This window comes from Candidatus Accumulibacter cognatus, from assembly GCF_000584975.1.
Taxonomy (GTDB): domain Bacteria; phylum Pseudomonadota; class Gammaproteobacteria; order Burkholderiales; family Rhodocyclaceae; genus Accumulibacter; species Accumulibacter cognatus.
Window position 1 is genome coordinate 1 of the sequence record NZ_JDST02000142.1, and the last position, 4,856, is coordinate 4,856.

At 64.9% G+C, this 4,856-nt stretch carries 5 protein-coding genes; 2 read left to right on the top strand and 3 right to left on the bottom strand.

Features of this window, described 5'->3' with window-relative positions; all coding sequences use genetic code 11:
- The first annotated feature begins 89 nt into the window (after window positions 1-89).
- Window positions 90-305, top strand: a complete 216-nt coding sequence (locus AW06_RS21380; RefSeq protein WP_273704923.1) for a transposase zinc-binding domain-containing protein — start codon at window positions 90-92, stop codon at window positions 303-305.
- A 42-nt stretch (window positions 306-347) separates the two neighbouring features.
- On the top strand, window positions 348-1,256 hold the full coding sequence (locus tag AW06_RS19370) for a transposase (protein WP_273704924.1): 909 nt from the start codon (window positions 348-350) through the stop codon (window positions 1,254-1,256).
- A 358-nt stretch (window positions 1,257-1,614) separates the two neighbouring features.
- Here AW06_RS19370 and AW06_RS19375 read toward each other — a convergent pair whose 3' ends face one another.
- The 3 genes from AW06_RS19375 to AW06_RS19385 all read right to left on the bottom strand — a co-directional run bounded on the left by AW06_RS19375 (window position 1,615) and on the right by AW06_RS19385 (window position 4,655).
- Window positions 1,615-2,178 (bottom strand): hypothetical protein, encoded by a 564-nt coding sequence (locus AW06_RS19375; protein WP_273704925.1) that lies wholly within the window; start codon window positions 2,176-2,178, stop codon window positions 1,615-1,617.
- A gap of 460 nt (window positions 2,179-2,638) precedes the next feature.
- Window positions 2,639-3,871: an IS91 family transposase gene (locus AW06_RS19380; RefSeq protein ID WP_273704926.1), complete on the bottom strand. Its 1,233-nt coding sequence runs from the start codon at window positions 3,869-3,871 to the stop codon at window positions 2,639-2,641.
- Window positions 3,807-4,655: a site-specific integrase gene (locus tag AW06_RS19385; RefSeq protein WP_034953774.1), complete on the bottom strand. Its 849-nt coding sequence runs from the start codon at window positions 4,653-4,655 to the stop codon at window positions 3,807-3,809. Before AW06_RS19385 ends, AW06_RS19380 begins: the two co-directional genes overlap by 65 nt.
- Window positions 4,656-4,856 lie beyond the last annotated feature (201 nt).

Sequence of the window (4,856 nt, forward strand, 5' to 3'; positions counted from 1 at the left end):
GTTACCTATTTCAGTATATCTGCACCTGACCAGCAAGGGGCAGGAAGAGGCGGTGGCTCGCCTCAATGAACTGATGGACGATCTGTGACATGGGCGCCATTCAGGAGATCTTTCGCCGGCACGGACCGGCCTACCTGGCCGAGTTCGGCAAAACCCTGCCCGGCAGCCACGCCCGGGTGATCGAGGCGATCATCGATTGCCGCAGCGCCGCCTGTGGTTCGGTGTTCTATCAGTGCGAGGACTGCGGCGAGCCGCATGTCGCTGCGCGCTGCTGCGGCAACCGCCACTGCCCAGTCTGCCCGTAGGGCAAGGCCGAAGCGTGGCTCGCGCGTCAACTCGATCGGCAGTTGCCAACTCCCTACTTCATGCTGACCTTCACCGTGCCGGCGCCCTTGCGCGAGTTTCTGCGTGGCCATCCGCGTGAAGGCTATGGGGCGCCATTCGCGGCATCCGCCGGGGCAATCAAGGCCCTGGCCGCCGATGACCAGCACCTGGGGGCTGACACGCCAGGCTTCTTTGGTGTGCTGCACACCTGGGGCCGGCAACTCCAGTACCCTCCGCATATCCACTACGGGATACCTGGCGGCGGGTTTGATCGTGCCGATGGCCGCTGGCACGCGGCCAACCGCGGTTTCTTTCTGTCCGTGCGGGCCCGGTCGCCGATCTTCCGGGCGAAGTTCCGCGATGCGATGGACGCCGCCGGCTTGCTCGGAGAGATCGACCCAGCAGTCTGGACGGTCGATTGGAACGTCAATTGCCAGTCGGTCGGCGACGCGCAGGCGAGCCTCGAGTATCTCTCCCGCGATGTGTTCAAGGTGGCGATCTCGGAGGGACGCCTCCTTCGCGCCGATGATACTGAGGGGGTGTTTCGCGATCGCAAGGTGAACAGTCAGCGCGAGCGGACGATGGCACTCCCGCCGGCGGAGTTCATCCGCCGCTTTCTGCAGCATGTCTTGCCCACCGGGTTCATGAAGGTGCGCTACTTCGGCTTTCTCTCGCCGAGTTGCTCCATGAGCATCCCGGAGGTGAAGGGTCGGATTGAACTGGCCCGGGGTTTCGCCGTGAGTGCGGCGGAAGCCGCGGACAATCAGTCCGAGCACCCGACACCACGAGGCCCGATTTGCCCGCACTGTGGCGGGAGGCTGCGCTGCTGTGGTGTGCGGTTGCCGCGTCCCCTGGGCAGTCGGGACTTGTCGCGCCTTGGCGAGATCGGTGGCAAGCCGGTTGGGGCGAGTGCGGGTTGCGGGTCGGGATAGACGCTCCGCCAGCGCGCCACTTCATTTCCTCTTCGTGACGTTCGCCCTGCAGCGGTTTCCGCGAGGGGCGCAGGGAGACTGCCGCCCGCTGCCCGAAAAATGACTGGGGCAACCACTCGCCGGCTCTTGCCACACCGTCGATCGAACCCTGACAACCGCCGCGATGGGTTTGATCGGCGAGTTTTCTGACGCCGCATTCTGACGCGCATCCTCTGCGTGCACTGCTTCGACCGATCCGCTCGAGGCATTCCCCCCTCTCTCTCTGTAGCCAACCGTTGCTCTGCCTGTGGTACCGGGCTTCTTGAACAACGGATTGAGACGACCCTGCGGGTCGTGTCCAATCCTTAGGGGTTAGGCATCACTGCGCAAGAGGGCGCTGGAAGAACGGAGCAACAAGGCCAAGGAGAGTGGAGACGATTAGGACGACTACTCCGGAGAGCGCTGCAGAGTACCAGTCATATGCGGCAAAAGGGGACCGTGGAAGCGCGAATGACCATGCAACAAAAGCGATGGTGGCGGCTGCCATTTCCCAAACCGGCCACGCACCATACGCGGTTGGAAGAGGCTTGCTCGCCTGCTTTAGCTTCGCACCGTACACCAACCAGACGACGATCGGTGTGGCTACTGCAAACGCAATGAAAGCATTCCATTCGCCTTGCGTCGGTTTCGGCCCCGACTGAATTGCACTGATTACTGCGACGTAGAGCGTGATGACCTCAGTAGGTATGTACCCAAACAGCACGTTCAAGGCAGTTTCTACCGCGTTTTTCTGGTTGGCGAGCGTTTCCGTGGGCTTTGGGCCTGCGGTTGGAGGTGTGTTCGCGGCCGCCGCGATCTCCCCTGCATCCTTCGGGACGTCATTTAGTGGAAGCGTGTCCGGCCGCCGAGCTGCGGCTGCATTGGTAAGCGAGTTGATGCTCATGATTTCCCTCTCGTCGGTGGTTGGCAACCAGTGTAGCGTGTGATCGGCGGCGCAGCCACGAATCAGTTGCATTGTGGATGACGCGCCAGCAGCATGGATGTGATGCCTAACGAATAGCGTTTATCTGCCGCGCCGGAAGCGCCGGGTCCAGCCGCAAAAGACTCCGCGGCAGATAAACCTTGTTGGACTGAAGCGCCTCGACGGCGGTACTTATGGGGATTGTAAGCTTCCCGGCCCTGGGGTCAAGCCTTGGGCACTGGTTGCGGCGGTCAGACGGCAGGGTAACGGCTGACGCGCACGGGCCCGTGAGTCGTGGACGCGCTGCAGGAGCCCACGAAACGCTCTCGTGTGCCTGAGACAGCGCCGGAATCGAGCCCTCGGCAGGCGACCGACGAGCCGCGTCCTGGCCACCAGCAGCGCCATAGCCTACGAGAAGCCCGTCGGCAATCGGCTGCGCTTCTCACGGCGACGCCCGAACGCAGAGGTTGGGCGGTGTCGCCGGACGCTGAGGCAAGATCACCGCGGTGAGAACGAAGCGCCCGACTGGACAGTGCGGGCAGCGCGCGTACTCGGCGCGGCCGATGCGCCGGAGGAAGTCCTCGACCGTCGCCGGGATCACGGGATCGGGGGTCGGTACCGACAACGCCTGGCGGGCGAGCGCGAGCTTCTTCCCCTTGGCCGCCGAGGCGAGCAGGCCGTAGTGCCGGATGCGCTTGAAACCGGTGGGCAGGACGTGCAGCAGGAAGCGCTCGATGAACACCGCTGCCGGCAAGCGAAGCACACGTTTGCCCGCCGTTGTGCGCACCCGGAAACGCACCGTCGTCTCATCCCTGTCGACCAGACGCTCGTTCGAAATGGCCACCCGATGCGTGTAGCGCGCCCAGTATTCGAGCACCTGCGCCGGCCCGCCGAGCGGCTGCTTCGCATAGACCACCCAGTCGTGCGTCAGCAACTGGCGGCGCAGCGCGTGCCAGACCTTCTCGTCGGCCAGCGCTTCGGCCAGCGGCTGGCCCGCACTGCGGGCCGAACTCAGCGCCGCCCTGAACTTGCCGCGAAAGACTCTGGACAGCGCTTTGACCGGAAACAGGAAACCGCGCCTGGGCGATGTCCATTCCCCCTCGGCGGTCAGCGCCCCGCCGGCGACCCGGGCGTGCACGTGGACATGCCGTCCGAGATCCTGTTTCCAGGTGTGCAGGACGAGCGAGAACGCCGGCGTGCCGCCGAGCCAGCGCGGGTTGGCGGCAAAGTCGCTGAGGGTCGCCGACGCCACGGCAAAGAGCAACTCGTAGATCGCCCGGGGGCGTTGTCCGATCAGCCCGTTGAGGGCATGCGGCAAGGTAAACACCCGATGGAAGTATGGCACCGGCAAGAGCTCCTGGCGTCGTTTCGCCAGCCAGTCTTCCTTGGCTCGCGTCTGGCACTGCGGGCAGTGGCGGTTGCGACACGAGTGATAGACGTGACGGACAACGCCGCAGCAGTTACAGGTCTCGACATGCCCGCCGAGGAGCGCCGTGCGACAGGCGACGATCGCCCGCCAGACTTTCGCCAGGCCAGACGACAAAGCGCGCCCGGCGAGGAACGCCGGCCCGTGTCGGCGGAAGATCTCGGCCAGGGTCACCGGCGGTGACTCAAGCGAGCGGGGCGAGCAGTTCCAGAGGCGAGGGGTTACCGGTGAGGCTTGAGCGCGCCAGATGCAGATAGCGTGAGGTGGTCGACAGATGGCCGTGGCCGAGCAGGCGGCCGATGCTGTAGAGATCGACGCCGGCTTCGAGCAAATGCGTGGCAAAGGCGTGCCGGAGACCGTGGATGCCGCCCTCGGGGGCGATGCCCGCCGCATGACGTGCGGCGTAGTAGATCCGCTGCGCGGTCTGGATTTCCATCGGCCCCGTGCCCGCCCGGTTCGGGAAAAGCCAGAGCGGCGGCCGGGTGTCGCGCCAGTAGGTGCGCAAGGCGGCGAGCAGGCGCGGCGAGAGCAGCGTGGAGCGATCTTTGCCGCCCTGGCCTTGGCGCACCTTGAGGCACCTGCGATCGGCCGCGCTTTCGATGTCCCCGACTTGCAGTGCGCCAACTTCCGAGACCCGCAGGCCGGCGGCATAGGGGGTCATCAACAGCGTTCGTCCGCGCAGGGTCCTCGCGGAGTCAATCAGGCGGGCGACTTCTGCGCGCGAGAGGATCTGCGGCAAACGCTTGGGCACCTTGGCCATCGGAATGTCGAAGCCCGCTTCCGAGCGGTCCAGGACGCGCCGGAAAAGAAAGCGGAAGGCGCAAGACGCTTGATTGACGCTCGCGTAAGCGAGCTTCTTGTCGCGAATCAGGTGCAGCAGGTAGGCCTGCACCTCGCCGACGCCGAGTTCCGCCGGCGATCGGCCATAGTACTTGGCAAGCTCAGCGACCGCGTCGGTGTAGGCTTCCTGCGTCCGTGCCGCCATTCCTCGCAGGCACATGGCGTCCCGCATGCGCTTACGCAACTCACTCATGACTCTCTCCTCGATGACCGCGGGGACGTCCCCCGCAGCGGGGAGGATCAAGGATTTGTCAGCGATGTGGGAAGCTCGCTGCCGAGCGGTCAGGCGGCTGGCGCGAGGGCGAGGGCGAACTTGCGCAGTGCCGACCAAAAAAGTAAGAAGGCGCCGGAGTGACTACACCAGCGCGCAGCGCTTTAGGTGATTTCCTCATTT